We start from the raw sequence: 24,485 nt of genomic DNA on the forward strand, positions 1-24,485 counted from the left end.
GGGCATTCTTGTGCACGTTCATCCGACCCTCTCCTGAGACCCTGTAGCTTCACAACCACAGCTTCCCCGGTCCGGGCCGGATGGACAACCTATTGAGAGCTCACAGCTAGTTGCGGACAGCTTAACAATTTCCGGCCCCGATTGGGCGGCATGGCCAACCCTCGCAACCTTTGTAGACCAACGTTATATTAGCTGCTCGAATCCGCAGTTTGCAGAACAGGACCATGCTCACGTGAACGACCGCCAACAACTCCGTATCATCTCCCGGATGTCGATGGACTATGTGGTGGCGATCTGTAGTGCGATCCTGCGTGGGAGCCGGCATGACCCCATCGACGCGCTGATTCTCTCTACCGTGGCGGTGGCCAATGTGGCCCACCTCAATACCGACATAACGCTGTCCCAGGCCTTTGCGAGCATCGAAACTCCCGAGCCGCAGGGGATCAAACGACCCATCAGCCGCAATGCCGTGGCGATGTCTCTGGGCCTTTCCTATGAAACCGCGCGGCGGCGAATCCAGGAGCTGTTGAACGAAGGCTCCCTGATCGAGGCCGATGGCGGGCTGATCGGCGCCAACGAGGTCGCCAATCCGGAAATGGTCAAGGCGATGGCCGAACAGAACGCCGTCCTGTTGAGGCGTCTGATCCGCCAGCTGCGCGAGCAGGGCATCGAGGTGTGAGCTGCCCGGACAGGCCGGCTACCTAGAATGAGCACCGCTGCGTCCGAAACAGACTTCGGTGCTGATACTGTAACGGGAACGGTTCAGTGTGTCGGACCGACTGGATGGAGTTCAGCCTGGGGGCAAGGGTGATGAGTTCGAGTTCCAGACCTGCCGTTCTGTCGCTCGAGTCGGCGGCCAACGGCGTGCTTGACGAGATCGACATGCATATCGGCCGGCGGGTGCGGCGGCGGCGGAAGCTGTTGGGTCTTACCCTTCAGGACCTCGCGAACGCCTGCGGCGTCGGTTTCCAGCAGATCCAGAAGTACGAGTGCGCCGGAGTCCGTTTGACGGCAGGGCGACTGTGGCAACTGGCCGACAAGTTGCAGGTTCCGGTGAGCTACTTCTATCAGGGCCTGCCGGGCGCTGAGGCGGCCTCCCCCGAAAATCCGCTCCGCAATCCCCAACTTCGCAGTGCTGAGACGCGCGATCTTGTGCAGGCCTACGCGGGCCTGGATACTCAGTCGCGCCGGTGCCTGCTGAATCTGGCAGTGGCGCTCGTCGGCGACGGCGAAGGCTGATCCGGAGCGGCTTGCGCTTGCAAACCCAAGCAAATTGAGTGGTGCGTTGATCGCGAGCGATACCCCGCTGGTGCGGGATCGCGGGTTATGGTTTTGCTTGCGGCCAGGACGCGCCGAAGTAGACGCCGCGAAAGAGCACCGGAGTGAAACCAATGTCCGAAGCCGTCATGCCCCCGGGCTGGCCCGCCATGTCCATCGCCCAGGCCCATGCCCTGATCGGCAGTCCCGGGACGGCGGCGGAGGTGGCGGAAGAGACCATTCGCGGCGTCAGGCTCAAGGTCTGGAAAAACCAGCCGCCGACGCTTCGCGCCGTCGCCGAAATGGCCAGGGGGCACGGCCAGAAGGTATTCATGGTCTATGAGGACGAGCGCGTCACCTATGACGCCTTCCATCGGGCCGTGGCGCGGTTCGCCGCCGAGTTGCAGAGCCAGGGCGTGGTCAAGGGCGACCGGGTCGCCATCATCATGCGCAATGTGCCGGAGTGGGCCGTGGCCTTCTATGCGTCGGCCTCCATCGGGGCGATCGTGACGCCGCTGAACGCCTGGTGGACCGGTCCCGAGCTGGAGTACGGCCTCACCGATTCAGGGTCGAAAGTCGCGATCATGGATGCCGAACGCTTTGCGCGAATGACCGAACATCTGCCCGACTGCCCGGACCTGAAGCGCATCTACGTCAGCCGGGCGACGGACGAGATCGCCAATCCCTACGTCACCAAGCTGGAGAGCGTGCTGGGCGCGCCGGATACCTGGGCAGGGTTGCCGGATGATCCGATCCCGCCGGTGGATCTGCACACCGATGATGACGCCACCATCTTCTACACCTCGGGCACGACAGGAAAGCCCAAGGGTGCGCTGGCCACCCACCGCGCCATCAACACCAACATCATCACCGCCGGCGCGGCCGCCGCGCGGGGCTTTCTGCGCCGGGGCGAGGCGCCGCCGGCCCCCGACCCGGATGCGCCGCAGCGCTCCAGCCTGCTGTCTGTGCCCTTCTTTCACGCAACCGGCTGCTTTGCCGTTCTGAATCCCTCGGTGTTCGCCGGCGCCAAGGTGGTGCTGATGTTCAAGTGGGACGCTATCCGTGCCTTCGAACTGATCGAACGCGAGAAGATCACATCGGCCGGCGGAGTCCCCACGATCGCCTGGCAGCTTCTGGAACATCCCGCGCGGGCCAACTACGACCTTTCGTCGCTTGAGGGCGTGTCCTACGGCGGCGCCCCCTCCGCGCCGGAACTGGTGCGGCGGCTCAAGGAGGTATTCCCCAAGTCGCAGACCGGCCAAGGCTGGGGCATGACCGAGACCTGCGCGACAGTCACCTCCAATGGCGCGGAAGACTATCAATTCCGGCCAGACAGTTGCGGCCCGGCCGCTGCCGTCGCCGAACTCGAGATCCGCGATCCCGGCGATGGCGTCACCGTGCTGCCGGTGGGTCAGATGGGAGAGCTCTGGTCCAAGGGCCCGATGAACGCCAAGCTCTACTGGAATAAGCCCGAGCCCACCGCCCAGACCTTCGTCGACGGGTGGGTGCGCACCGGCGACCTCGCCAGGATTGATGAGGACGGCTTCTGCTTCATCCTCGACCGTGCCAAGGACATGCTGATCCGCGGCGGCGAGAACATCTACTGCGTGGAGATCGAGAACGTCCTCTACGACCATCCTGCGATCATGGACGCCGCCGTCGTCGGCATTCCACACCGGATCCTGGGCGAGGAGCCAGGTGCGGTGGTTACGCTGAAGCCCGGCGCCGAGGCCACCGAGGCCGGATTGCGGGCCCACGTGGCGGAGCGGCTGGCCGCCTTCAAGGTGCCCGTGACCGTCAAGTTCTGGGCCGAGACCCTGCCGCGCAACGCCAACGGCAAGATCCTGAAGAACGAGCTGAAAAAGCTGTTCGAGGATCAGGCGACCTGACGACGCGCGCCGACGTCCTGCTGGTTGCCCGCGGCCTTTTCGACAGCCGCGCCCGGGCCCGCGCCGCCATCGAGGCAGGTGGCGTGTTCGCCAACGGTCGCCAGGTCGTCAGGCCATCAGAGCTGCTGTCCGATGACGCCGCACTGGAGGCGACGCCTGCGCATCCCTGGGTGGGGCGAGGTGCTCTGAAGCTGGTCCATGCGCTGGCGCTCTGGCCGATTGAGGTTTCGGGCCGGGTTGTGCTGGACGTGGGCGCATCGACGGGCGGTTTCACCGAGGTGTGCTTGGCGCGTGGCGCGGCGCGGGTGTTCGCCGTGGACGTCGGGCAGGGGCAGCTGCACGCCAGCCTTCGCGCAGACGGTCGGGTGCTCAACCTTGAGGCCACCGACGCCCGGAACCTGACGCGCGAACTGATCACCGAGCCGCCGGGCCTGATTGTCAGCGATGTGAGCTTCATCGGCCTGGCCAAGGCCTTGCCGGCGGCGCTGGCGCTGGCGTCTCCTGGCGCGGATCTGGTGGCTCTGGTGAAGCCTCAGTTCGAAGTCGGGCCGGACAAGGTGGGCAAGCGCGGCATCGTCACGGCGGCCAGCGCACGCGAGCACGCTCTGGCCGCTGTCGCCGGCTTCCTTTCATCCAGCAGTTGGAACGTCCGGGCCACAACTGACAGTCCCATCACAGGGGGTGATGGCAATCGCGAATACCTGCTCTGGGCAACCCGCGAGAGATCCTAGTCCACCACAGCGTACTTGCCGCTCGCGTCACGGCAGACGCGTACGAAGCGGGTCTGGGTGCGACCATCGGGCATGTAGATCGGGCTCTCGGCAAGAGTGCAGCCATCTGCGCCCGGCGCGCGGTCGCTCAGCCGATAACGGTCGCCGCGCTCATCGCGGGCATAGGCATCTTCCCGGGCCTGGGCCGCCGCCCGATCAGCATAGGCGTCGCGGTCGTAGTCGGGAGCCTCGACGCGCTGCGGGTATCGGTTCGCGGTATCTTCGGATCGGCACGCGGCGGTCTTGTTGCCCACCGAACTACCGGCCAGAACGCCGACGAGGCCACCCAGAACCGCGCCCTCCGTGCGGGCATTGCGGGCCGCGACATTCGACCCGATCGCCGCGCCGGCCAGGCCGCCCAGCAATCCGCCGATAGTGCCGCGCTGCGCTGTGTCCCGGCGGCAAGGGTCGTAATAGTAGCCTTTGGAGCTCTGGGCGGTGTATGGACCTGCCGGTTGAGCCAGAACGGGCGCTGCGGCGCTCAGCGCCATGACAGCGGCCAGAACGGTGGCGGCGGTCTTGCCGGTGGTGACGCGCTTGGACATTGGGTATCCCTCTACAACAAGCCTATGGCCCGTTTTTCGACGAGACCTGAGGCAAAGATGCGGCGGCCAACCTGAACGGCCGCTTAGAAAGTCGTTCATGTTTGTTCATTTTCACTTAAGCGAAGTGACCGCGAGATGAGGCCGCAAAGGCGCAGGCCAAAGCCCCGGCCCCCGGCGCGGCCCGCGGCCGGCCCGACGACGGGTCCTGTCGCGGAACTGCTGATCGAGGCAGTTGGCGGGGAGGGCGACGGCATGGCGGCCGGCCCCGTTTTCGTGCCCTTCACTCTGCCGGGCGAGCGGGTCACAGCGCAGGGCGCGGGTGAGCGGCGCGATCTGGTCGATGTGCTTCAGGCCAGTCCCCGGCGGATAGAGCCTGCATGCCCACACTTCACCGTCTGCGGCGGCTGCGCCCTGCAGCACTGGGACCATGCGCCTTATCTGGCCTGGAAGGTCGATCGCCTGATCGGCACCCTGGCGCGGGAGAGGGTCGAGGCCGAGGTCTTGGCCCCCTTCGCGGCGGCGCCAGGCACCCGTCGTCGGGTGACGCTCCATGCTCGACGTGGAGACCGCGATAGCGCGCGCCTGGGCTACAAGGCCCGCAAGTCCTGGGATCTGGTGGATATCGATGTCTGCCCTATCGCAGAACCTGCAATCCAGGCGGCGATTCCCACATTGAAGCGGCTGGCGGCACGGCTGTTCGAACACCCCAAGTCCGCGCCGTCGCTGCACGTGACCTTGACCGACACGGGTCTCGACATCGACATTACCGGTGTCGAGGCGAAGAGCGGCGGTCTCTCGGCGGATGCGCGTATGCAACTGGCCGAACGCGCGGCCGAGGCGGACTTCGCCCGCGTCACCCTCTCTGGCGAGGTCGCATACATGGCCCGTCTGCCGCAGGTGCGCCTCGGACCGGCCCGCGTCAGCCTGCCGCCCGGAGCCTTTCTGCAGGCTACCAGGGCCGCCGAGATGGTCATGGCTGATTTCGTCGCTGAAGCAGCCTCGGGCGCCACGCGTATCGCCGACCTCTATTCCGGCGTCGGTACGTTCACCTTCCGGCTGGCCGAGATCGCCCCGACCCATGCGGCGGACTTCGGCGCCGGCGCCGTGGCCGCGCTCAGCGCCGCGCTGTCGTCCGCTCCGGGTCTTAAGGGCGTAACGGTGGAGGCCCGCGATCTGGTGCGCCGACCGCTGCTGGCCCACGACCTGCGCCACACTGACGTCGCCGTGTTCGACCCGCCCCGCGCGGGTGCGGCGGAACAGGCCGCCGAGCTCGCGAGCTCAAAGGTCGCCCGGGTGATCGGGGTCTCCTGCAATCCCGCGACCTTCGCCCGTGACGCCCGGGTCCTGATCGACGCCGGGTTTCGACTGGAACGCGTCTTGCCGGTGGATCAGTTCCTGTGGTCGCCGCACATCGAGCTCGTGGGCGTGTTCAGTCGATAGACACTACCGGCCCCTGCCGGGCGGATAGCGGCCTGTCGGGCTTTTGCGCAATCCATGAAGGCCGCCGACGAATTCACGGCCAATGGCGGGCAATTCGTGATATAGAGACCGGGATCGCGAAACTCTGTGCGACCCCACCGTGTCGGCCAGAGATCAGCGCTTGATTTCCGCCGCCGTTTCGAAAGGCGCGAAGATGGCCAAGGGCCAGAAGAAGTCCAACAAGGAAACGCGCAAACCCAAGAAGGAGCCCGCCAAGCCGCCGGTGTCCGTCTCGGTTCTGAAATCGTTCCCGAACGCCGGGGGCCGCTAGAGGCTCCCGTCAGCCTCTGGTCGCAGTTGATCCCGCCCGTCAGCGCCGCCCGGGAAAATCGGGGCTAGATCTTGCAGCTGGGCGCGCGGCTTGAAGACCTGACTAACCCGATCTGCCGCCGGCAAAGGCCCAATGGCTTGGGGCTTGTATGCGACAGATACGCAAGACTGCCGGCCGAAAGGGCCAGATCTCATGAAAACCTATGGCGCCACCTATCAACCCGTCGTCCAGGGCGGCCTGCGTGATGCGCGCTCCACCGGTGCGCCGGTTCAGCAGACGCGCAAACCTCTACTGAACGACCGCCGCAGTACGCGATAGCCGCTACTATCCGGCTGCATTCCCCGCTTTGGTGGTGAAGTCGGCGTTGCGCGCGCTGTCGACGACGTTGGCGTCGCCAAACATATCCATTTGGTCGCCGGTCCTTGGCGGAATGCGAAACCTGGACACGTCATCGGTCGGTCTGGATCCATCCAGGCCGTAGCGTTTCCGTGCGGCCTTGAAGCGAGCGCTCATCAGATCCGCTATCGGCCCCTGGCCGCGCATGCGGCTGCCCCATTGGGCGTCGTAGTCCTTGCCGCCACGCATCTGCCGGACCAGCGACATCACCCGGCGCGCGCGGTCGGGATGGTCGCTCTCCAGCCATTCGCGGAAAAGGTCCTTGATCTCCAGCGGCAGGCGCAGCGCCACATAGCCCGCCCCTGTGGCGCCCGCGCCCGCAGCGCGTTCGAGCACGGTTTCCATCTCGTGGTCGTTCAGACCCGGGATCGCAGGCGCGAACATCACGGTCACCGGTACCCCCGCCGCCGTCAGTCGGGCGATGGCGTCGAGGCGCTTTTCTGGCGTCGCTGCCCGAGGCTCCATCGAGCGCGCCAGCTTGCGGTCGAGACTGGTCACCGAGATCGCAACCCGAACCAGGCCTAGCTCCGCTGCGGGCGCCAGCAGGTCCAGATCGCGCAGGATGAGGGCCGACTTGGTGATCACGGAGAAGGGATGCCGGAACCTCAACAGCACCTCGACAATGCTCCGTGTAACCCCGAGCTTCCGCTCCTCCGGCTGATAAGGGTCCGTGTTCCCGCCGATATGAATGCGCTCGGGCCGGTAGCGTGGATGGCGCAGTTCGGCCTCCAGCAAGACCGCCGCATGCGGCTTGAAGAATAGCTTCGACTCGAAATCCAACCCTGGCGAAAGGCCCATGTAGGCGTGAGCCGGCCGCGCGTAGCAGTAGATGCAGCCGTGCTCACAGCCGCGATAGGGATTGATCGAGGCGGAGAAGCCCACGTCGGGGCTGTCATTGCGGCTGATGATCACCCGCGCCTGTTCGGGACTTATCGTCGTGGCGAACTTGACCGGGTCCGCGTCGTCAGGCGTCCAACCGTCGTCAAAGGCTTCAATGGACCGGGCTTCGTAGCGTCCGGAGGCGTTGGAGCGGGCGCCGCGGCCGCGAGTGAGGAGTGGGGACATTCCTCCAGGATAGCGCTGTAATGGAACAAAGAAAGAACATATTGACGGCGTCGTACAAAGCACGGCTTCTCGACCGGATGTTGACAGCGATCATCGACGCGCGGACCAGCGCCGAACACCTGCCCGGGCTCCTGGCCCAGCTGACGGCCGGGGCGGTAGACGGGGTCGTGCGGCAGGTGCTGATCGTCGCGGCGGCGCAGCAGCCTGGCATCGAGGATCTTTGCGAGGAAACCGGCGCTGAGGCCCTACTGGGGATCGCCTCGGCAGCCAGGTCGGCGCGCGCCGAATGGATCGTCGTTCTGCCCGCCGACTTCCGGCTGCGCGATGGCTGGATCGGCGCGCTGAAGGGCCACCTTGAGCGCGGGCAGGGCGCTGCTCTGGTTCAGGGTTGGTCCGACGGCGGCTTGTTTGCCTGGCGCCCGTTCGGGATCCTAGTTGAACGAAGCCGCCTCGAGACCGCCGAGGACTCCGATCTCAAAGGTTTGCGCAGGCGCCTCGGACTGGGCCGGCGCCGGACGGGGTAGGTCCAGTTTAGCGTCGATGCGCCGCGCGCCGCCGGCCAGAGCGTCCAGCGTATGGGTCTCTTCACCAAAGATCCGCTTGTAGGACCAGTAGGCCGTCATGACCTTCTCGACGTAGTTGCGTGTCTCGAGCGCAGGCAGGCTTTCCACCATAAGCAGGGGATCCTCATCGCCCACCCTGTCGAGGGTTTTAAGCACCGCGCCGGGCCCGGCGTTGTAGGCAGCTACAGTGCGCAGGATGTCAGACCCAACCCCATGATCCATCAGCCAGGCCAGGTAGTCCTGGCCGGCGCGCAGGTTGATGGCCGGATCGAACAGTTGTCCGGGCCGGCTCCGGAAGCTCTTGTTGCCGGTCGCAAGAGCCGCAGAAGCGGGAAGGAGCTGCATAAGCCCCATTGCGCCCGCATGCGACACGGCCCTGGGATTGAATGAGCTCTCCTGGCGTACGATCGCATAGACCAGGGCGCGATCCACGGTGAAGCCATTGTGCGGTTCCAGCACCGGCGTCTGATACTCGCCTACAGACGCAATCGACGCCCGCGCCAGATCTTGTCCCGCGGCTGGTCCGAGCGCTGCAATCAAGGAGCTCCAAGTTTCCCGTTCAGCGCCGCTTCGCGCCAGGGCCAGACCTGCACGCAATTCCTGTCGGGCTTCTTCAAAACGGCCGATCTGGGTCAAGGCGGCGGCGCGGTGGGCGCGTGGGTCTTGTTCGACAAACACGGCCAATACCGAATCGATGTTTGGCGCCGGCGCGCGGAACGACGCCAGGATCAGTTCTCCGGTATTGGCCTGGGCGGCGGTCATCCGCACCTGACGTTCCGCGATCATGCCGTAGAAGGTATGAGGCGCCTGGGCTGCGAGATGCAGAAACCCCGCAGCGCCCGCATTGTCGCCCAGCGCCACAGCGGCGCGGGCCGCCCAGTAGGCGCCGCCGGCCCGCAACCAGGGATCCTCACTCTCGTCGTTGGCGACCTGCACGAAATAGTCGTGAGCCTGACTGTAGTCGCCGAGCCGCCAGGCCGAGAGCCCGGCGATCCAGCGTTCACCGACGCCTACAGCAAGTTGGAAGGCGAGGCGGGCGTCACCTGAATAGAAGGCTTCGCGGGCCGGGCGGGTGATCTCGCTGCGGGCGGCGTCGGCGGTGACCACCTCGGGCAGGGGCAGGGCCACCGCGTCGGCCGGCTTGCGCTTGGCGGCCAGCGAGAAAATGCGGTCAGCCAGCGGCAAGTCCCGGAACCTGGCCAGCCAGCCATACAGCTCCTCAAAATTGGCCTTGTGCGCCGTCGGGTGCATCAACGCCTCGAACGACAGATAGCCCGCCAGCGACTTGTCCTTGATTTCAGCGGCCTGAAGCTGAGCTCCCAGAAAGTCACCCTGCTCAACCGCCTCGAAGGCTGCCGCATAGGCGCGCTCGTCAGCGCCTGAGAGAGCCTTCGGTGTTTCGGCCGCCGAAACTCCGGCGAACAGGGCGGCGGCGACGAGGGAAAACACCCCGACGCGCAGGCGCTTTTTGAGCGTCATGCGGTCTTTAACCGCGCGGCGCCAAACAGTCAGCGCCCCGCGGATCCCTCTAACTGTCGAACCCGAAAAGGTCAGACTAGAGGGGGTTGTCGGACCGATCAAGCCTCTCCGTCAGTGTCAGTAGATCTGCCCAGGCATGTTTCTTGGCGCCGGGCTGGCGAAGCAGGAAAGCCGGATGAAGCGTTGGTAGGACGGGCAGCGTCACTGTCCCATCGGCCGAGGTCCAGTCATGCCAGCGCCCCCGCAGCGACAGGATGCCTTCGTCGCGCTTCAGGAGCGCCTTGGCCGGCGCGCCGCCCGCCAGCAGCAGCATCTGCGGGCGCACCAGGGTGATGAGACGTTCAACAAAAGGCGCACAGACGGCCTGTTCTGCAGGTGTCGGCGTGCGGTTGCCAGGCGGCCGCCAGAAGACCGTATTGGTGATCAGGACGCGATCCTGCAGCCCGGCGACGGCCAGCATTTTATCCAGCAGCTTGCCTGCGCGACCTACAAAAGGTTGGCCCTGGGCGTCTTCCTCCGCCCCGGGAGCCTCGCCGATGACCATCAGCGGCGCCGGGACGACGCCACGATAGATGACCGCCTGTGTAGCGGAGCTTTCGAACCGCAGCGGACAGTCCTCAAACGCGGCAATGGCGGCGATGAGCGCGCCCAGATCCGGGGCTGCCTTGGCAAGCGACTGCGCCCTGGCCACAGCAGCCGAAACATCGGGCTGGCGGGGCGCCGCGCGCGCCGCCGTCGCGGCGGTTACGGGCGCGGCGACGCGTATGGGCGGTAGTATGCGGCCGGCCGCTATCCGATCGACCGGATCTTCCAGCAACATCGAGTCCACGCCTGCGTCCGCCCAGAACGCGAGCAGACTTTCGGCCATTTGGGCGGGTGTGCGGTTCGCGGCGGACATTGCGCGGGAACTCTTGCCCGCCGACCGTTCGGTTGTCAGCCTGCGATTATCGGAACAGGTCCAGATCGACGGCGTCCCCTATGGCGCGATAGCCCGCGTCATTTGGGTGGAGCCAGTCGCCGGCATGCCACGCGGCGCGCATACGGGTCGGTTTTTCAGGGTCGCGGATCGCCAAATCGAGGTCGATGACCGCGTCAAACGCGCCGCTTTTCCGGATCCATTCGTTGATCGTCTGTCGTGAGGCCTCCCCCTCGGGCGTGAAGTAGGCGGCCCCCTCATAGGGCAGTATGGTCGCGCCGATCACCTTCAGGCCATTCCCGTGCGCCCTGGCGATCAACTGTCGATAACCATGGATGAGCCCCTCGGCCGAGGGGCGCCCGGTCCGTATTCCCAGATCATTGACGCCTTCCAGGATGACCAGATGCGTGGCCCCCGGAACGGAAAGCACATCGCGGTCAAAGCGTGTCAGGGCGCTCTGGCCCATCGTCGCGACGAGGCCATCGGACAGGACGCGGTTACCGCCAATCCCGGCGTTGACCACCCCGTTGGCGCGGTTGGGATACCGTTCGGTCAGCCGTTCGGCGAGCCGGTCCGGCCAGCGGCGATTGGCGCCGGGCGTGGCTAGGTATCCGTCGGTGATGGAATCGCCCAGGGCGACAATCACCCTGGCCTGCGATCGCGTCTCGACCTCGACGCCCGAAATAAAGGCCCGGTACTGCGCCGGGCCCGTCGCGGGCGGCAGCTCGCGTTGGGTCCAGTCGCCGGGCGGCGAGACCTGAACGAAGTCGCCGCCGGTCATGTGACAGGTGCAGAGGCCCGTCTCCTCCGGAACGAAAAGGGCGACCCTTACAGTCGCAAGGCTTCCGGTTTTCAGGTCGACGGCGTCACTGAGGAGCGGGGCTCCGGCCGGGATGGTCGCCGCGCCGGACCCGGAAAATGTCACGACCCGCTCGCTTCCGGGAACCACGCCGCCCTCGGCGTTGAGCAAGGTGACGCGGGCTGCGCCGATCTCCAGGGGCCTGGCGCCGTACTCATTGGAGAAGCGAATCCGCAGCCTCTGGCCGCCGGCGCTCAGCCTGAGCGTCTGGATGATGGTCTGGTTGACGAATGACGGACTTATCCGACGGGTCTCAACACCCGGCGCGGCTGCCATCGGAGGGACCGGCGATGCGCCCCAGGCTCCGATCCATTTTCCGTCGGCCGCATGGGAGGCTGGCGCCGCCGCGAGCAGAAGTCCCGCAAGGATAAGGGCGCGCATCATGATGTTTTTCTCCCGGTCGTTTCGCGGTCCCTTGCCAGACCTGTTTGCCTGGCGGACCTGCGAGGACCGCGTTTTCGAAGTACACCCTTGAATCAGGCTAAGTCACTCTCATGCGTCACATGTGTGCAACCGCCAGCCAGCTCAGGAACGAGGACCAGAGATGACACAGTCAACGACTCGTGTGGGGCGCCTGCTTCCGGTGCTCGCATGGGCGGTGGCCGCCGCTCTGGGCGCAACCGCCCAGGCGCAGGTGCGGACCGCTGAGCCGGCGCAGCAGCAGGCGGCGCTCGCGGACAGTCTGGGCGGGGTCTATGTCGGTCCCCAGGCGGACTACGTCCGGCGCATTGGCGAGAAGATGGCCACCGCAGGGGGATTGGGCGGGAAATGCACCTTCACCCTGATCAACAGCGAGGTGATCAACGCCTTCGCCGCTCCACCCGGCTGCAGCATCTTTGTAACGCGCGGCTTGCTGAGCATTCTCAACAGCGAGGCTGAGCTGGCCGGTGTGCTGGGCCATGAGGTCGGCCATGTGGCCCGCAGGCACTTTGCGCGACAGCGCAACACCCAGCTGCTCACCGGCCTGGCCGCTGTTCTGGTGGGCGCCGTGGCCAAGTCCGACCAGATCGGCCAGCTGGCGGGCCAGGCCGCGCAGCTCGGCGCTCTCAGCTACTCGCGGGGCCAGGAGTACGAATCCGATACCTTCGCGACTCAGACGCTGCCCTCAGCCGGATATCCGCGTGAGGGCATTTCCAACGCGCTGGCCGCGCTTCAACGTCAGGATGCCTACGCCGCGGCCGCAATGGGCGCGACGCCGTCAAATGCGACGCCCGTCTGGGCGCGAACCCACCCTCTGACCACCACCCGCATCCAGCGGGCTGCCACTGAGGCGGGCAAGGCCGGCCCGGTCACAGGTCCGCTCGCGATCAACGAGGCCGCCTACCTCTCACAGATGGATGGACTTCTCTATGGGGACGACCCGGCCCAGGGTTTCGTGCGCGGGACGGCCTTTCTGCACCCGGATCTCCGGATTGCGTTCGACGCGCCGCGTGGCTTCCGGCTGACCAACGGTGCATCGGCTGTATCGATCTCGGGCCCGGGCGGGCTGCGCGGCGACTTCACTGGCGCCAGGCTTGGCAGTGTTCGGCTGGAGGATCATGCGGGACAGGCGCTACGCACCATCCTTGGTCAGGCTGCCGCCGAGATCGGCCCGCCGCAGCGCACGACGATCAACGGCCTGGACGCCGTCGCCCAGACCGCACGGGCCACAAGCCAGGGACAGCCCGTGGATCTGACCGTCGTGGCCTACGCCATGGGCGGAGATAGCGCATACCGGTTCACGGTCCTGGCGCCGGCGGGTCAGACCGCTGCGTTCGACCCCCTGTTCAAATCGTTCCGGCGAATCAGTGATGGGGAGGCCGGCCGGATCCCCGCGCTGCGGATACAGGTGGTCACGGCGCGACGTGGCGACACCAGCGAAGGGCTTGCCGCGCGGATGGCAAGTAGCGGAGACAAGCTGTCACTCTTCAGGATGATCAACAATCTCGCCCCCGGCGAGGCCTTGGCTCCGGGACGCCAGGTCAAGTTGGTGGTGGATCAGCGGCGATGAGGTGGGTCGCAAGGCGTCTTGCCGCTTGACCGCCGGGCCGTCACATTCCGATAAGACTGCAACAGGATCAACGACGTCATCGCGCAGGCCGCATTCGACGCGCGGGGAGGCGAGAGGAAGAGCATGAGTGAAGCCGTGGAACGTGAAGCCATGGAATATGATGTCGTCATCGTGGGCGCGGGGCCGTCGGGCCTGGCCGCCGCGATCCGGCTGAAACAGCTCAACGCCGACCTGACGGTTGCGGTGCTGGAAAAGGGATCCGAGGTCGGCGCGCATATTCTCTCCGGCGCGGTCATCGATCCCAGTGGCATCGCCGACCTGCTGCCCAACTGGAAGGAACTGGGTGTTCCTCTGGAAACCAAGGTCACCCGCGACAAGTGGGTGATGCTGGGTCCGATGGGCGAGCTGGATATCAGCTTCCTGCCGTTCCCCAAGTGGATGCTGAACCACGGCAACTACATCGCCTCGCTCGGAAATGTCTGTCGCTGGATGGGGACCTACGCCGAGGGCCTGGGCGTGGAGATCTACCCCGGCATGGCGGCGTCTGAGCTGGTGTTCAACGCCGATGGGTCGGTCAAGGGCGTGGTGGCCGGCGTCTTCGGCATCGGCAAGGATGGTCAGCCGACTGCGGACTATCAGCCCGGTCTCGAACTGCACGCCAAATACACCTTCATCGGGGAAGGCGTGCGCGGCTCCCTGGCGAAACAGCTCCAGGCCAAATACAGCCTCACCAATGGACGGGAGCCGCAGAAGTTCGGCATCGGCATCAAGGAGCTCTGGCAGGTTCCTGACGCGGTGTTTGAATCCGGCCTGACCCAGCACACCTTCGGCTGGCCGCTGGACAACGCCACCGGCGGCGGCTCGTTCATGTACCACTTCGGGGACAACTACGTGGCCATCGGCTTCGTGCTGCACCTGAACTACAAGAACCCCTTCCTGTCGCCCTTCGATGAGTTCCAGCGGTTCAAGACCCACCCGAGCATTCGTGCCTACCTCGAGGGCGGCAAGCGTATTTCCTACGGCGCACGCGCGATCACCGAAGGCGGCGCCCAATCTCTGCCGCAGCTCTACTTCCCCGGCGGCGCGCTGCTGGGCTGTTCGGCCGGCATGGTCAATCTGCCGCGCATCAAGGGAAGTCACAATGCGATGAAGAGCGGCATCCTTGCCGCGGAAGCCGCCTTCGAGGCGATATCAGCGGGGCGCTCGAGCGACGATTTGACGGCATATGAAACTGCCTATCAGAAATCGTCGATCGCCAAGGAACTCTGGTCAGTGCGCAACGTCAAGCCACTGTGGTCGCGGTTCGGGACCATTCCTGGCCTTTTGCTTGGCGGTATGGACGGAATCATCGCCACCTTGCTGGGCGGCTGGTCGCCCTGGGGCACGCTGAAGCATGGCAAGAGCGACGCGGAGTCCACGGGCCTGGCCAAGGACTACAAGCCGATCACCTATCCGAAGCCCGACAACGTGTTCAGCTTCGACAAACTGTCGTCTGTCTTCCTCTCGAGCACCAACCACGATGAGAATCAGCCCGCGCACCTGACCCTGCGCGACGCCTCGGTGCCGATCGGTGTGAACCTGCCGAAGTACGGCGAGCCCGCACGCCTTTACTGCCCGGCTGGCGTCTACGAGGTGCTGACCGACGCCGACGGCCAGAACCCGAAGTTCCAGATCAACTTCCAGAACTGCGTCCACTGCAAGACCTGCGACATCAAGGATCCGTCGCAGAACATCGTGTGGACGACACCTCAGGGCGGCGACGGACCCAACTATCCGAATATGTGAGTTGCGGCGCGCGTCCGGCGCGCCCAAGTTCAGGGTCATGCGTCACCTCCTCACCGCCGCCTGCCTGCCGCTGTTTCTGGTCTCTGCCTGCGCGACGGCGCCTCCCAGGGGGGTGGAGACCGTGGCTTTGGGCGCGCCAGGCAGCGCCTACGGCCTGTTCCTGGCCGGCAGTTCGGCGCTGGGCGACGGTCGCAACAGCGAGGCTCTGCGCCTGCTTGAACTGGCCAAGGCCCAGGGCGCGGTCGACCCCGCCGTCACGGAGCGCGCCTTCACCGCCGCTTTGCTCGCCGGTGATATCGAACGCGCCGCTCTTCTGGCGCCCGACGGCGACGGTGCGTCCGATCAGGGCCGCCGTATGGGCCGCCTCACCCGCGCCGTAGAGGCGCTGGCCGAGGGCAAGGGCAAGGTGGCCCGCGAGGTGATCGGTAACGACGGGATCGGCTTTCCGCATCGCGGCGCTGTGGCGCTGCTCTCGCCCTGGGTCGCCGCCTCATTGGGTGACCTTGAGGGCTCGCTTGTGCGCCCCACGGTTCGCGGTGACGGCGCCGTCGATTACTTCGGCCAGATCGGTCAGGCGCATCTGTTCGAGCGTGCGCGCCGCTACGATGAGGCCGAGACCAACTTCAAGGCGGTTACCGGAGGTGAGTCTCCCACCGAGATCGCCGTCAGCGCCTATGGCGGTTTTCTGGAGCGGCGGGGCCGGCGGCCTGACGCCCTGGCGCTCTATGATGCGGCGCTCAGGCGAAACCCCGATAACCTCGCCCTGAAGGCGGCAAGGTCGCGCGCGGCGACGCGAAAGCCACCGCCGGCTGCGCCTACCGTCCAGCAAGGCGCTGCGTTTGCGATGCTGGCGCCGGCGGTTACGCTCATTTCCAACAAGCAAACCCAGGTGGGTCTGGCCTATCTGCGGCTATCGCTGCGGCTCGATCCGGACAGGAATGACGGCTGGCTGATGCTGGGTGACCTGTTGCAGCAGCAGGGGGATACAACCGGAGCCCGTGCGGCCTATTTGCGCCCCCGTCCCGGGGCGCCGGAGTTTGCGTCGGGTCAGTCCAAGCTGGCCTGGAGCTATCAGAGCGCAGGCGACAAGGTCGAGGCGCTCAAGCTGGCGCGCGCCGCTGCGGCCACGGGCGTTCGGGATGGCAGGCTGACCCTGGCGGACCTGCTGTCGGCCAACGGCGATGACGCCGCTGCGGTAGCGATCTGGAATGCTGAACTTGCGTCCGGTCAGGATGCGGACTGGCAGCTCTACTACGCCCGCGGCCGCGCCTATGGCCGAATGGACCGCTGGAAGGAGGCCGAGGCCGATCTGCTGCAGGCGATCCGGCTGCGCCCGGATGAGGGCGAGTTGCTGAACTATCTGGGCTATGGCTGGATTGATCGAGGCGAACGCCTTCCAGAGGCGATGGCGATGATCGAGAAGGCGCTCGCCGCCAACCCGCGCTCAGGCGCCATCATCGACAGTCTCGGCTGGGCTCATTACCGGCTCGGAGACTACAGGAAGGCCGTGGAAGTCATAGAACAGGCCATTGAGCTGGAAGCCGGCGACCCCGAAATCAACAATCATCTCGGCGACGCCTACTGGATGGTGGGGCGCAAGGACGAGGCTGTGTTCCAATGGCGCCGGGTCCTGACGCTGAAACCCGACGACAAGATCAAGGCTGACGCCGAAAAGAAGCTGGCCTCAGGCCTCGGCCCGTCGCCGAAGCTGGCCGGACAATAGGCGATGCCGGCAAGGCTGGCGCCGGCGAAGGTCAACCTGTTCCTGCATGTCGGCGCGCCGGCGCCTGACGGCTATCATCCGCTGTGCAGCTTGATGGCCTTCGCCGACATCGGCGATACGGTGAGTGTTGAACTGGGCGAGGGGAGCCTGATCGCCCATGGCCCGTTCGCGCGCGGGCTGGGGCGCGAACCCGATAACCTGATCATCCGGGCGGTGAGGGCGTTTGTCGCCGAACTTGGCCGGCCAATGTCGGAGATGGCGTTTGTCCTCGACAAGCAACTGCCCATCGCCAGTGGGCTGGGTGGTGGCTCGAGCGACGCGGGTGCGGCCTTGCGGCTGATCCGGGATGTCTTTGCGCCGGGTTTTGACGATGCGCGGCTGGAACGCGTGGCCGCCAGCCTGGGGGCGGATGGTGCAGCCTGCCTGTGGGGGCGACCTGTGCTGGCGCAAGGGCAGGGAGAGCGCCTGTCCGCAGCACCCGGTCTTCCGCACCTGCCGACCCTTCTGGTCAACGCTGGGCCGCCCGTATCGACCCCGGCCGTCTACCGGGCGTTCGATGAGATGGGCGGCTTTGGCGCCGTATACCCGCCGCCCATGCCTGATACGTTCGAATCCGTGACGGAAGTGGCGGCCTGGCTTTCCCTGATGGCGAACGATCTGGAGCCGGCGGCGATCTCCGTGGAACCCGGGATCGGCGCGGTGCTGGACACGCTCCGTGGTGAGCCTGAGGTGCTGCTGGCCCGGGTGTCCGGGTCGGGTGGCACCTGTTTCGCCATCTGCGAAGACGACTTCGCCGTTGAGACCCTGGCCGAACGGCTGGAGGCGATGGCCCCGCAGTGGTGGATCAAACGTTGCCGCCTGGGCGGCCCCTGGGACTGAGATCCCAAACGAAAACGGGGGCCCCGAAGGACCCCCGTTCCGTACGCTGTACTTGCCTCGATGGTCAGGAAGCGTAGGCGCGCTCGCCGTGCTCGACGATATCGAGACCCTCTTCCTCGGCCTCGGGCGACGCCTTCAGTCCAATGGTGAACTTGATCAGGAAGAACACGATAGCGCTGGCGGTGCCCGACCAGGCGATGGCGAGAAGCACGGCCTTGATCTGCGCCATGATCTGGAAGCCGGCGTCGTAACCAACGCTACCGTTGGTGAAGTCGACCACACCCGCGCCGCCCAGCGCCGGATTGACCAGAATGCCGGTGGCAATGGCGCCGACGATCCCGCCGACCGCGTGAATGCCGAAGGCGTCCAGGCTGTCGTCATACTTCAGCGCATTCTTGATGGTGGAGCAGAAGAACACGCAGATCGGGCTGACCAGAAGGCCAAGGATAATGGAGCCCACCGGACCCGCGAAACCTGCCGCAGGCGTCACCGCAACGAGACCGGCGACGAGACCTGAAGCCAGGCCCAGCATCGAAGCCTTCTTGCGTGTGACCCACTCAACCATGGCCCACGAGAAGCCGGCCGCAGCAGTGGCCAGGAGGGTGTTGATCATTGCCAGACCCGCGTAGCCGTTGGCCTCGAGGTTCGAACCGGCGTTGAAGCCGAACCAGCCCACCCACAGGAGACCTGCGCCGACCAGGGTCAGGGTCAGGGAGTGGGGCGGCATCGGCTCAGACCGATAGCCTTTGCGCGGTCCAAGGATGAGGGCGCCGACCAGGGCCGCGATACCCGCATTGATGTGCACCACCGTACCGCCGGCGAAATCAAGCGCGCCGAAGGCCCAGATCTGACCTGCACCCGCTGCGAGCGCGTCCGCCGTCTGACCAAAGCCGGAGGTCGCGCCAGCCCACCACCAAACCATATGCGCCATGGGATAGTAGGAGAGCAGCGGCCACAGGACGGCAAAGAGCACAACCGCGCCGAACTTCATGCGCTCGGCCACACCGCCCAGGACCAGCGCCGCGGTGATGCACGCGAATGTCATCTGGAAGCAGACGAACACCACTTCCGGGATCACCACGTCCTTGGAGAACGTCTCCACATTGGTGAAGGCGCCCTCCGCGTTGAAAACCGCGCCGCTCAGCAGGAACTTGCTCGTTCCGCCGATGAACTTATTCAGGCCGCCGCCATCCGTGAATGCCAGCGAGTAGCCCCAGAACGCCCAGGCCATCATGCCGATGACCGTCACGATCGAGACGTGCATCAGCATCGACAGCATGTTCTTTTGCCGAACCAGGCCGCCGTAGAAGAGGGCCAGACCGGGCAGGATCATCAAAAGAACCAGGATGGTCGAGGTGAGCATCCAGGTCGTGTCGCCCTTATTCGGCGCAAGCGGTGCGGGCGCTTCCTCAGCAGCCGGGGCTACCACGGCCGGCGCCGCAGCTTCAGGCGCGGCAGCGACCGCGGCTGCTTCCGGGGTTGCGACCGCAGCGGCAGGCGCCGCAGCGTCCTGAGCGAAGGCTGGCGCCGCGAACGGCGCTCCAGCCATGGCGACGGCGAGCATCAGCCCGGCCAGTCGCTGTTTTCCAAGTAATTTCATAAGCATTGTCCCTTGTCCCGTTCGCTAGAGCGCGGCTGAGCCTGTCTCGCCCGTCCGGATGCGCACGGCTTCCGAGACGTCGAGGACGAAGATCTTTCCGTCACCGATCTTGCCGGTGGCGGCGGCGGCCTTGATGGCCTCGACGGCCTTGGCGGCGGCGGCGTCATCGACGACGGCCTCCAGCTTCACCTTTGGCAAGAAATTGATCTGGTATTCGGCGCCCCGGTAAATTTCGGTCTGACCCTTTTGACGGCCGTATCCCTTGACTTCCGAGACCGTGAGACCCTCCACACCGGCGTTGACGAGCGCTTCGCGCACATCATCCAGCTTGAACGGTTTGACGATCGCCATGATGAGTTTCATCAGCTCGCTCCCGCGTTCGGCCCGATGGGTGGGCCAACCCCTCTCAAGTGTTCATCGACCCCTGCGAACTGCTTTGAGCCCCGCCACAGTGATCGAAATGAACGCTATGTCGGGCGAGGTCTGGACCCGCCCGCTGGATTTACGCTTTCGTGAAGATGCCCCGTAGCGCTGCTTTTATGGGCGGCAAACTCAGCGGATGTGCAATTTTTGAGCGGAAATAGGCCCCGAGGGCGGCTGGGCGGTTAACAATCCGTGACCATGTGGTCCTTGACGCGCCCGCTGGTCGTCTTAAATCCGGCGCGGTCTTGATCTAGGCTTCAATTCCACCCAATGCGGCGGCGACGCTGCGTGGCCAAAGAGCGGCCCCTGCCGAAACCACAAGGATCCCGAATGTCGTCCAACCGTTTCTTCTCCGCTCTGGTCCTGGCCGCGGCCATCGTAGCTCCAGGTCTTTCGGCCCAGGCTGCGACCCCAGTCGCCGTGCAGGGCGACCTCGTGGACACGCTCAAGCTTTCCGGCCAGTTCACCACCTTTGTCGGCGGGATCGACGCCACCAACCTGGCGGGTCTGCTCCGGACCAACAAGAACCTCACCGTCTTCGCGCCCACGGACGCCGCCTTCGCCGCCATGCCCGCCGCAGATCTGGCCAATCTGAAGGCCAACAAGGCCGCGATGCAGAAATTTGTGCTGCACCACGTGGTGAATGCGCCGATCACCTCGGACAAGATCAAGGGCGTGAAGGGGCCCATCCCTTCGGGCGCCGGCGACACCATCCTTCTCGACGGCACCGATGAGGCCGGTGCGCTGAAGGTGGACGCCGCCACCATCGTCCAGGCGGATCTGCAGACCGGGAGCGGGCTGCTGCAGATTGTCGACAAGGTGCTGGTGTCTGGCCAGGGAGCTGTTGATCCGGCGCCGGCCGCTGAAGCAGCGGCGGCCCCCACGCCGCCCAGCTCCTGATAAAATCACGGAACGCTAAGGCCGTCTGAACCGTAGGGGTTGGCAGGCGTTGGACTCACGTCCGACGTTCGCCTGCCAACCGGAGTTCAGACGATGCGCCTTGCAGCACTTGCCGCCATAGCAATTGTCGCCTTTCTGGCGGGGACGGCGAACGCTCAGACCCCAGCGAACGATGCAAGCCAATCGGCGGTCCCTGCGCCGAACCCTGTTGTGGCAACGGCGCCGGCGGCGTTGTCTGCGACGGCGGCACCCCTACCGGATGATGTAACTGCGGCGGCTTCAAGGTCCGTGACCTACCGGGTGGGCAGCGCGACCTTGACCGACACGGTGGTCACGAACGGCCCAGTTGCGGACACGCCGGAGAACCGCGCGAAGTATGGCCAGCCCATGTCCCGCGCCGGTAAACGCTCGGATGCCAGGGGGAATTAGGGCCTCACAGTTTCGCGCGTTTGGGCGGGTTGAAGCGATTGCAGTGGGGCCCTATGGTCCGCCGACTTTTTTGCACCTGCGAACAGCCCCCCGACCATGCCGAATGAACCGCTTTCGTTTCAGGCCCTGATCCTGAAACTGCACGACTATTGGAGCCGTCAGGGTTGCGCCATCCTGCAACCCTATGACGTCGAGGTCGGCGCCGGCACCCTCTCGCCGATGACGGTCCTGCGGACGCTGGGGCCAAAACCCTGGAAGGTGGCCTATGTGCAGCCCTCCCGTCGCCCGTCCGACGGACGCTATGGGGAGAATCCCAACCGCCTGCACCAGCATCACCAGTATCAGGTGATCCTGAAACCCAACCCCGAGAACCTGCAGGAACTCTATCTGGGCTGTCTGGAGGCCATCGGCATCGACCCCGGAGTCCACGACATTCGTTTTGTCGAGGACGATTGGGAGAACCCCACGGTCGGCGCCTGGGGGTTGGGCTGGGAGGTGTGGTGCGACGGGATGGAAATCACCCAGTACACCTATTTCCAGCAGGTGGGCGGACTGGACGTTTTCCCGGTCGCGGGCGAACTGACCATCGGTCTGGAGCGCCTGAGCCTTTATCTCCAGAACAAGGACAACGTGTACGACCTGAAGTTCAACGACCAGTTCACCTACGGCGACATCTACCTGGCGAATGAACAGCAGTTCTCGGCCTTTGAACTGGAGGTCGCCGATGTGGCCACCTGCAAGCGTCAGTTTGAGGATATGGAGCGCGAGGTCGTCAGAATTCTGGGTCACAAGGGGCGTCAGGGGCAATCTCTGGCCCTGCCGGCCTATGACCATGTGCTGAAGGCCAGTCACCTGTTCAACATCATGGACGCGCGCGGTGCCATCGCGGTTGCCGAACGCCAGAGCTACATCGGTCGCGTCCGCGATCTGACAAAGATGTGCGCCGAGGCCTGGGTCGGGTCGCAGGGCGGGAACGCCTGATCATGCCCCAACTGCTTGTCGAACTGCTCTCCGAAGAAATCCCCGCGCGCATGCAGGCGCAGGCGGCGAAGGATCTGGAACGCATGGCGCGCGAGCGCCTGGCTGCCGAGGGTTTGCTGCCCGAGGCGCTGACGGCGTTTGCTGGCGCCCGTCGGCTGACCCTGGTGGCTGAAGGGCTGCCGGAAGCCCAGAAAGATCGCCACGAAGAGGTCAAGGGCCCACGTAGCAACGCCCCGGAACAGGCGCTGGAAGGGTTCCTGCGCAAGACCGGACTCAAGAAGAGCGACCTCACCGAACGGGAAGGCATCTGGTACGCCCACCTGCACAAGCCCGGCCGTCCGACGCCAGAGATTGTCGCGGAGATGGTCGAAGCGATTGTCCGCAGTTTTCCATGGCCCAAGTCGATGGTCTCGGGCGTCAGCAAGCTGCGCTGGGTGCGACCGCTGCGGCGCATCCTGTGCGTTTTCGACGGCCAGATTGTACCCTTCCAGATCGACGGCATCGCCAGCGGCAATGTCACCGAGGGCCATCGGTTCATGGGCTCCGGCCAGCCGTTCACCGTGAAGGACTTCGACGCCTACGCCGAGAAGCTGGAAAAGCATTTCGTGGTGCTGGATCCGCAGGAGCGGAAGGATCGCATCCTGGAGGCGGCGCGCACGCTCTGTTTCGCCCGCAATCTTGAGCTGGTCGAGGACGCCGGCCTGCTGGACGAAGTGGCCGGCTTGGTCGAGTGGCCGATCCCGGTGTTGGGCGATATGGACCCGGTCTATCTGGATCTCCCCCCGGAAGTGATACGCACCTCGATGCGCGTACATCAGCGCTATTTCGCCGTGCGCGATCCTCGCACCGGCAATCTGGCGCCTCATTTCGTCACCGTGGCCAACATCGACGCCACGGATGGCGGCAAGACCATTGCGCTCGGCAACGCCAAGGTGCTCTCGGCCCGCCTGTCTGACGCGCGTTTCTTCTGGACCGAGGACCGCAAGACGACCCTGGAAGGACGCCTCGAAAAACTGAGGGGCGTTACCTTCCACGCCAAACTGGGCGCCATGTACGAGCGCGTCGAGCGCCTGGAGATGCTGGCAGAGGCCCTGGCGCCTCGCGTCGGCGCCGATCCCGCCAAGGCGATCCAGGCGGCGCGCCTCGCCAAGGCAGACCTGACCACAGGCGTGGTGGGCGAGTTTCCCGAACTCCAGGGCGTGATGGGGGGCTACTATGCCACCGCCGAGGGGCTGAGCCCCCTGGTTGCCGAGGCCATCCGCGATCACTATCGACCGGCTGGTCCTTCGGACGAGGTTCCCGACCGGCCGGTGAGCATGGCCGTGGCGCTGGCGGAGAAGCTGGACACCCTGGTCGGCTTCTACGCGATTGGTGAGAAGCCCACGGGATCGCGCGATCCCTACGCCCTTCGCCGTGCGGCCCTGGGCGTGATCCGGATCGTGCTTGGTTCCGAGTTGCGCCTCCCGCTGCGTGAGGTTGTCGCCGACTGGTATCGCTCGCTCCGCTGCTTCGTGGATCCAGGTCGGGCGCTGTGGGTCGCCACACCGAAGCTGACGGCCCATCTGGGCGCGCGCGGGCGTGCGAAGTCGCAGGAGTTCTCGGTCTATCTGCGTGAATTCGACGAGGCGCTGCTGGACGGTGTGCCGCAGGTCGTGGCGATGGACCGCGAGGTTGACCTGGAATTCGACCGCCTCGAGCGGGAGAAGCCCGAGGGCGAGGTGCTGTTCCAGTTCCGGCCCTACGACGAGGTCGTTGGCGAGGTTGTCGCCTTCTTCGCTGACCGGCTGGAGGTGTGGCTGCGGGATCGGGGCCAGCGGCACGATCTGGTCGCCGCGATCTTCGCCCTTGGCGACGATGACCTTGTGCGGGTGGTCGCCAGGGTGAACGCGCTGGACGCCTTCCTGAAAACCGAGGACGGGGTCAATCTGCTGGCTGGCTACAAGCGCGCGGTCAACATCCTCAAGGCCGAGGAGAAGAAGGGGCCGTTGCCCACCGGCGCGCCCGTGCGGATGGCGGCCTCATCGCCCGAGGAGATGGCGTTGATTTCCGCCGTCGACGACCTCGAGACCAAACTCGATGCGGCGCTCGATGCCGAGAATTTCGCCGGCGCCATGCGCGAGCTTTCGAAACTTCGTGGGCCCGTCGATGCATTCTTCGACAAGGTGTTAGTAAATTCGGATGTATCAGACGAGCGCGACAATCGCCTTCGTTTGCTGGCGAAGGTGCGCGATGCCATGGGGCAAGTGGCGGACTTTGCTCAGGTTACGGGCTGATAGAAGGTGCTGG

The 24,485-nt window shown here is 65.5% G+C and carries 22 protein-coding genes; 15 read left to right on the forward strand and 7 right to left on the reverse strand.

The window, feature by feature from the left end:
* Positions 1-232: 232 nt before the first annotated feature.
* The 4 genes from ACIQ3B_RS07980 (at position 233) to ACIQ3B_RS07995 (ending at position 3,877) form a co-directional block, all read left to right on the forward strand.
* Positions 233-679, forward strand: coding sequence for a hypothetical protein (locus ACIQ3B_RS07980; RefSeq protein WP_397401352.1), 447 nt, complete (start codon positions 233-235; stop codon positions 677-679).
* Between the two features lie 104 nt (positions 680-783).
* A complete protein-coding gene (locus ACIQ3B_RS07985; RefSeq protein ID WP_397401354.1) occupies positions 784-1,239 on the forward strand; it encodes a helix-turn-helix domain-containing protein in 456 nt (151 codons plus the stop codon).
* Between the two features lie 152 nt (positions 1,240-1,391).
* Positions 1,392-3,146 carry a class I adenylate-forming enzyme family protein gene (locus ACIQ3B_RS07990; RefSeq protein WP_397401356.1) on the forward strand — a complete coding sequence of 585 codons (1,755 nt, stop codon included), beginning with the start codon at positions 1,392-1,394 and terminating at the stop codon, positions 3,144-3,146.
* Positions 3,143-3,877: a TlyA family RNA methyltransferase gene (locus tag ACIQ3B_RS07995; protein WP_397401438.1), complete on the forward strand. Its 735-nt coding sequence runs from the start codon at positions 3,143-3,145 to the stop codon at positions 3,875-3,877. Before ACIQ3B_RS07990 ends, ACIQ3B_RS07995 begins: the two co-directional genes overlap by 4 nt.
* Here ACIQ3B_RS07995 and ACIQ3B_RS08000 read toward each other — a convergent pair.
* A complete protein-coding gene (locus ACIQ3B_RS08000) occupies positions 3,874-4,461 on the reverse strand; it encodes a glycine zipper 2TM domain-containing protein (protein WP_397401358.1) in 588 nt (195 codons plus the stop codon). The two genes, ACIQ3B_RS07995 and ACIQ3B_RS08000, sit on opposite strands and share 4 nt — an antisense overlap.
* A 252-nt stretch (positions 4,462-4,713) precedes the next feature.
* Here ACIQ3B_RS08000 and ACIQ3B_RS08005 point away from each other — a divergent pair, with 252 nt between their 5' ends.
* From ACIQ3B_RS08005 to ACIQ3B_RS08015, 3 genes are all read left to right on the forward strand, one after another.
* Positions 4,714-5,901, forward strand: coding sequence for a class I SAM-dependent RNA methyltransferase (locus tag ACIQ3B_RS08005; RefSeq protein WP_397401360.1), 1,188 nt, complete (start codon positions 4,714-4,716; stop codon positions 5,899-5,901).
* Between the two features lie 193 nt (positions 5,902-6,094).
* Positions 6,095-6,211 (forward strand): hypothetical protein, encoded by a 117-nt coding sequence (locus ACIQ3B_RS08010; RefSeq protein ID WP_397401440.1) that lies wholly within the window; start codon positions 6,095-6,097, stop codon positions 6,209-6,211.
* 192 nt (positions 6,212-6,403) lie between these two features.
* A complete protein-coding gene (locus ACIQ3B_RS08015; protein WP_397401362.1) occupies positions 6,404-6,529 on the forward strand; it encodes a hypothetical protein in 126 nt (41 codons plus the stop codon).
* A 6-nt stretch (positions 6,530-6,535) separates the two neighbouring features.
* On the opposite strand, the gene ACIQ3B_RS08020 is transcribed toward ACIQ3B_RS08015, so the two are convergent.
* Positions 6,536-7,672: a PA0069 family radical SAM protein gene (locus tag ACIQ3B_RS08020; protein ID WP_397401364.1), complete on the reverse strand. Its 1,137-nt coding sequence runs from the start codon at positions 7,670-7,672 to the stop codon at positions 6,536-6,538.
* A 20-nt stretch (positions 7,673-7,692) separates the two neighbouring features.
* Here ACIQ3B_RS08020 and ACIQ3B_RS08025 point away from each other — a divergent pair, with 20 nt between their 5' ends.
* Positions 7,693-8,196: a hypothetical protein gene (locus ACIQ3B_RS08025; protein WP_397401366.1), complete on the forward strand. Its 504-nt coding sequence runs from the start codon at positions 7,693-7,695 to the stop codon at positions 8,194-8,196.
* Here the strand turns inward: ACIQ3B_RS08025 and ACIQ3B_RS08030 are convergent.
* The 3 genes from ACIQ3B_RS08030 to ACIQ3B_RS08040 all read right to left on the reverse strand — a co-directional run bounded on the left by ACIQ3B_RS08030 (position 8,104) and on the right by ACIQ3B_RS08040 (position 11,873).
* A complete protein-coding gene (locus ACIQ3B_RS08030; protein WP_397401368.1) occupies positions 8,104-9,714 on the reverse strand; it encodes a lytic transglycosylase domain-containing protein in 1,611 nt (536 codons plus the stop codon). The two genes, ACIQ3B_RS08025 and ACIQ3B_RS08030, sit on opposite strands and share 93 nt — an antisense overlap.
* 76 nt (positions 9,715-9,790) lie before the next feature.
* On the reverse strand, positions 9,791-10,612 hold the full coding sequence (locus tag ACIQ3B_RS08035; RefSeq protein ID WP_397401370.1) for a uracil-DNA glycosylase: 822 nt from the start codon (positions 10,610-10,612) through the stop codon (positions 9,791-9,793).
* A gap of 46 nt (positions 10,613-10,658) precedes the next feature.
* Positions 10,659-11,873: an SGNH/GDSL hydrolase family protein gene (locus ACIQ3B_RS08040; RefSeq protein WP_397401372.1), complete on the reverse strand. Its 1,215-nt coding sequence runs from the start codon at positions 11,871-11,873 to the stop codon at positions 10,659-10,661.
* 160 nt (positions 11,874-12,033) lie between these two features.
* Here ACIQ3B_RS08040 and ACIQ3B_RS08045 point away from each other — a divergent pair, with 160 nt between their 5' ends.
* The 4 genes from ACIQ3B_RS08045 to ACIQ3B_RS08060 all read left to right on the forward strand — a co-directional run bounded on the left by ACIQ3B_RS08045 (position 12,034) and on the right by ACIQ3B_RS08060 (position 17,866).
* Positions 12,034-13,479 carry a M48 family metalloprotease gene (locus ACIQ3B_RS08045; RefSeq protein WP_397401374.1) on the forward strand — a complete coding sequence of 482 codons (1,446 nt, stop codon included), beginning with the start codon at positions 12,034-12,036 and terminating at the stop codon, positions 13,477-13,479.
* Positions 13,480-13,602: 123 nt separating this feature from the next.
* On the forward strand, positions 13,603-15,264 hold the full coding sequence (locus ACIQ3B_RS08050; RefSeq protein ID WP_397401376.1) for an electron transfer flavoprotein-ubiquinone oxidoreductase: 1,662 nt from the start codon (positions 13,603-13,605) through the stop codon (positions 15,262-15,264).
* Positions 15,265-15,301: 37 nt separating this feature from the next.
* Entirely contained in the window at positions 15,302-16,987 is a 1,686-nt protein-coding gene (locus ACIQ3B_RS08055) for a tetratricopeptide repeat protein (RefSeq protein WP_397401378.1), read from the forward strand.
* Between the two features lie 3 nt (positions 16,988-16,990).
* Positions 16,991-17,866 (forward strand): 4-(cytidine 5'-diphospho)-2-C-methyl-D-erythritol kinase, encoded by an 876-nt coding sequence (locus ACIQ3B_RS08060; RefSeq protein ID WP_397401380.1) that lies wholly within the window; start codon positions 16,991-16,993, stop codon positions 17,864-17,866.
* A 64-nt stretch (positions 17,867-17,930) separates the two neighbouring features.
* Here ACIQ3B_RS08060 and ACIQ3B_RS08065 read toward each other — a convergent pair whose 3' ends face one another.
* The gene (locus tag ACIQ3B_RS08065) at positions 17,931-19,466 is read right to left on the reverse strand and encodes an ammonium transporter (protein ID WP_397401382.1); all 1,536 of its coding nucleotides are present in this window, start codon (positions 19,464-19,466) and stop codon (positions 17,931-17,933) included.
* A gap of 24 nt (positions 19,467-19,490) precedes the next feature.
* Complete coding sequence (locus tag ACIQ3B_RS08070) at positions 19,491-19,829, reverse strand: P-II family nitrogen regulator (protein WP_397401384.1); 339 nt, start codon at positions 19,827-19,829, stop codon at positions 19,491-19,493.
* Positions 19,830-20,219: 390 nt separating this feature from the next.
* Here ACIQ3B_RS08070 and ACIQ3B_RS08075 point away from each other — a divergent pair, with 390 nt between their 5' ends.
* From ACIQ3B_RS08075 to glyS, 3 genes are all read left to right on the forward strand, one after another.
* Positions 20,220-20,789 (forward strand): fasciclin domain-containing protein, encoded by a 570-nt coding sequence (locus ACIQ3B_RS08075; RefSeq protein WP_397401386.1) that lies wholly within the window; start codon positions 20,220-20,222, stop codon positions 20,787-20,789.
* Between the two features lie 525 nt (positions 20,790-21,314).
* The gene (locus ACIQ3B_RS08080; protein ID WP_397401388.1) at positions 21,315-22,199 is read left to right on the forward strand and encodes a glycine--tRNA ligase subunit alpha; all 885 of its coding nucleotides are present in this window, start codon (positions 21,315-21,317) and stop codon (positions 22,197-22,199) included.
* 2 nt (positions 22,200-22,201) lie between these two features.
* The gene (glyS, locus tag ACIQ3B_RS08085; RefSeq protein ID WP_397401390.1) at positions 22,202-24,472 is read left to right on the forward strand and encodes a glycine--tRNA ligase subunit beta; all 2,271 of its coding nucleotides are present in this window, start codon (positions 22,202-22,204) and stop codon (positions 24,470-24,472) included.
* The last annotated feature ends 13 nt before the right edge of the window (positions 24,473-24,485 follow it).

The organism is Phenylobacterium sp., assembly GCF_044358365.1.
Classification (GTDB): domain Bacteria; phylum Pseudomonadota; class Alphaproteobacteria; order Caulobacterales; family Caulobacteraceae; genus Phenylobacterium.

What these genes read in the sequence shown, in the direction of transcription:
- ACIQ3B_RS08030 (WP_397401368.1), bottom strand. Translation starts at nt 9,714, where the DNA reads ATGACGCTCAAAAAGCGCCTGCGCGTCGGGGTGTTTTCCCTCGTCGCC.
- glyS (WP_397401390.1), top strand. Translation starts at nt 22,202, where the DNA reads ATGCCCCAACTGCTTGTCGAACTGCTCTCCGAAGAAATCCCCGCGCGC.
- ACIQ3B_RS08080 (WP_397401388.1), top strand. Translation starts at nt 21,315, where the DNA reads ATGCCGAATGAACCGCTTTCGTTTCAGGCCCTGATCCTGAAACTGCAC.
- ACIQ3B_RS08055 (WP_397401378.1), top strand. Translation starts at nt 15,302, where the DNA reads ATGCGTCACCTCCTCACCGCCGCCTGCCTGCCGCTGTTTCTGGTCTCT.
- ACIQ3B_RS08040 (WP_397401372.1), bottom strand. Translation starts at nt 11,873, where the DNA reads ATGATGCGCGCCCTTATCCTTGCGGGACTTCTGCTCGCGGCGGCGCCA.
- ACIQ3B_RS08070 (WP_397401384.1), bottom strand. Translation starts at nt 19,829, where the DNA reads ATGAAACTCATCATGGCGATCGTCAAACCGTTCAAGCTGGATGATGTG.
- ACIQ3B_RS08075 (WP_397401386.1), top strand. Translation starts at nt 20,220, where the DNA reads ATGTCGTCCAACCGTTTCTTCTCCGCTCTGGTCCTGGCCGCGGCCATC.
- ACIQ3B_RS08010 (WP_397401440.1), top strand. Translation starts at nt 6,095, where the DNA reads ATGGCCAAGGGCCAGAAGAAGTCCAACAAGGAAACGCGCAAACCCAAG.
- ACIQ3B_RS08000 (WP_397401358.1), bottom strand. Translation starts at nt 4,461, where the DNA reads ATGTCCAAGCGCGTCACCACCGGCAAGACCGCCGCCACCGTTCTGGCC.
- ACIQ3B_RS08035 (WP_397401370.1), bottom strand. Translation starts at nt 10,612, where the DNA reads ATGTCCGCCGCGAACCGCACACCCGCCCAAATGGCCGAAAGTCTGCTC.
- ACIQ3B_RS08065 (WP_397401382.1), bottom strand. Translation starts at nt 19,466, where the DNA reads ATGAAATTACTTGGAAAACAGCGACTGGCCGGGCTGATGCTCGCCGTC.
- ACIQ3B_RS08015 (WP_397401362.1), top strand. Translation starts at nt 6,404, where the DNA reads ATGAAAACCTATGGCGCCACCTATCAACCCGTCGTCCAGGGCGGCCTG.
- ACIQ3B_RS08020 (WP_397401364.1), bottom strand. Translation starts at nt 7,672, where the DNA reads ATGTCCCCACTCCTCACTCGCGGCCGCGGCGCCCGCTCCAACGCCTCC.
- ACIQ3B_RS08025 (WP_397401366.1), top strand. Translation starts at nt 7,693, where the DNA reads ATGGAACAAAGAAAGAACATATTGACGGCGTCGTACAAAGCACGGCTT.
- ACIQ3B_RS07985 (WP_397401354.1), top strand. Translation starts at nt 784, where the DNA reads ATGGAGTTCAGCCTGGGGGCAAGGGTGATGAGTTCGAGTTCCAGACCT.
- ACIQ3B_RS08005 (WP_397401360.1), top strand. Translation starts at nt 4,714, where the DNA reads ATGGCGGCCGGCCCCGTTTTCGTGCCCTTCACTCTGCCGGGCGAGCGG.
- ACIQ3B_RS08060 (WP_397401380.1), top strand. Translation starts at nt 16,991, where the DNA reads ATGCCGGCAAGGCTGGCGCCGGCGAAGGTCAACCTGTTCCTGCATGTC.
- ACIQ3B_RS07990 (WP_397401356.1), top strand. Translation starts at nt 1,392, where the DNA reads ATGTCCGAAGCCGTCATGCCCCCGGGCTGGCCCGCCATGTCCATCGCC.
- ACIQ3B_RS08045 (WP_397401374.1), top strand. Translation starts at nt 12,034, where the DNA reads ATGACACAGTCAACGACTCGTGTGGGGCGCCTGCTTCCGGTGCTCGCA.
- ACIQ3B_RS08050 (WP_397401376.1), top strand. Translation starts at nt 13,603, where the DNA reads ATGAGTGAAGCCGTGGAACGTGAAGCCATGGAATATGATGTCGTCATC.